The sequence below is a fragment of the Polynucleobacter sp. 39-46-10 genome (assembly GCF_002282275.1).
The window spans coordinates 1-2,367 of sequence record NZ_NCJB01000342.1; the positions used below are offsets into that span (position 1 = coordinate 1).

General features: G+C 47.5%; 2 protein-coding genes. Both read right to left on the minus strand.

Annotation, left to right across the window (positions count from 1 at the left end):
• The coding region (locus B7X71_RS15395) for an FAD-dependent monooxygenase (RefSeq protein ID WP_293601340.1) at positions 1 to 1,094 on the minus strand (1,094 nt) is incomplete at its 3' end.
• A 10-nt stretch (positions 1,095 to 1,104) separates the two neighbouring features.
• Positions 1,105 to 2,367: aminopeptidase P N-terminal domain-containing protein (locus B7X71_RS15400; protein ID WP_293601341.1), on the minus strand; the 1,263-nt coding region annotated here is incomplete at its 5' end.

Consider the following 2,367-nt stretch of genomic DNA (forward strand, 5'->3'; position numbering starts at 1 on the left):
GCCGATAAAGCCAACCCACGGCCGATCACAATGGGAAATAGGTTGGAGGTGAAGATTCTGGCCATGAAGTCGGTCAAACCAATAGTGGCGGATCGATCGACCTTGCGGCTTAGAGCATAGTCCTGCAATGTTGCCTCAATGGCCGTTACAGTTTTTTGATCTTCAGATTTGGAGAAGAGGATGCTGAGTTTTTCGGCCAAGAGATAGGCATCCCTTAATCCAAGGTTAAGGCCTTGTCCTGCAACGGGATGCAAAGTTTGGGCGGCATTACCAATCCAAACCTCATTGCCCTGAGTAATTTCTTTGCGGTAGTTGAGGCCTAGATCATAAAGACGACGATCTTGGATTTTGAGGAACTGACCAATACGCGAACCAAACTCGGCTTGCAAGCTCTTTAGAAAATCAGCATCACTTAAAGCAAGACGTGCTTGTGAAGAGCTTGGCGTTCCACACCAAACCAGATTCAGAATATTGCGACCATAGTGACTCGGCAGAACTGCTAAAGGCCCTTCGGAAGTAAAGCGTTCCCATGCTTGATGGGGTGCTGCATCTCCAACCTCGACTAAGCCAACTAAAGCGGACTGCTCATAGTCTCTGCCGGACTCAACCCAATCTTGGGTTTTAAATAAACCGCCTTCAGCATGCACTACGCATTTGGCTAGAATATGTGAAGTATCGGTATCAGCATTGATGTGCTCCCAAACAAAATTGGGACTCTTTGTTTGAATGACTCTTAAAGCCTGACGCAGTGTGAGATGAATATCTCGATAACGAACGATATGACCTAGAGCATCTTGCCCAAGCTCTTCGCGAGTCATCAGAGCGCGGCCAAAACGACCTGCTTGTGAGACATGAACTCGATGAATGTCCGCACACTCTGTAGGCCATGCCTTAATGGTGTCGAGCAAGAGTTTGCTACCGTGCGATAAGGCTATACCTCTGCTATCGGCAGCAGCTAAATCTGCATCATTCATAGGGTTGCGATCGAGCAAGACAATCTTAGCTTCTGGAAATTTTTGCAAGCACCATGCTGCGCAGGCTAGACCAACTGGTCCACCACCTTGAATCAAAATATCTAAGCTCTTTGCTGACATGCTTCGTAACTTAATTATTCTTCATCAGTGCTTCAATCTCATCGGCTTTGACTGGTACGCCGCGAGAAATCAATTCACATCCTGAGTCATTCACTACTGCATCATCTTCAATGCGGATGCCAATATTCCAGAAGCGTTCATCGACATCATCTGCTGGGCGAACGTATAGGCCTGGCTCAATGGTGAGGACCATGCCAGATTTAAGAATACGCCATGGTTTTTCAGCGGAATCTGTTGATGTGTTCAGTGGTTCGCGATACGAGCCGACATCGTGAACATCCATACCCAACCAGTGCGAGGTACGGTGCATATAGAAGCGACGATAGGCGCCAGCCTCAATTGCATTGTCTAAAGAACCTACTTCTGCAAGCTTGAGAAGCTTCTCATCAATCAGGCCTTGAGTGAGTACCTTTAACGCTGCCTCATGTGGCTGCATAAATGTATTTCCAGGTTTGGTTGCTGCAATTGCTGCCTCTTGTGATGCTAGTGTGATGTCATACAGCGTACGTTGCGGCCCTGTGAACCTGCCATTTACTGGAAATGTACGGGTGATATCTGAAGCGTAGCCATCCAGCTCGCAGCCCGCGTCAATCAGACAGAGTTCACCACTACGTAGCTCTGCATCACCAGCACGGTAATGCAGAATGCAGGAGTTGGCACCACCAGCAACAATGCTGTTGTATGCAACGCTTTGCGCACCGCTATAGCGGAATTCATGAAGAAGCTCAGCTTCGAGATGATATTCACGCATTCCAGGTTTGCAGGTTTGCATGGCACGAATGTGGGCACGTGCAGATATTTGGGCAGCGCGGCGCATGATATCGATTTCATGAGTATCTTTAAAGAGACGCATTTCATGAATCAAACTCTCTACATCATGAAACTCAGATGGTGGGTTAACACCAGCACGTGCCTGGGACCGTACTTGTTTCATCCAATGTCGTAAGCGACGATCTGTTTCAGCGCTTTCTGAAAGACGAATGTAGACCGCATCTTGATCAGCTAATAACTCACCCAATTTTTTATCTAGCTCAAGATTGCTGTAGGCATACTCCACGCCCAAGATTGAGGGTGCAGCTTCTGGCCCTAAACGAATGCCATCCCAAATCTCACGCTCTGCATCTTTGGGTCTGCAAAAGAGATGTGATTCCAGTTGTGCTTGTGATGTTGATCCAGCAATCTTTAATACGAGTGTTGCACCTGGCTCTTCAAAACCAGTGAGGTAGAAAAAATCGCTGTCGTGACGATAAGGAAACTCGCTATCGCGATTGCG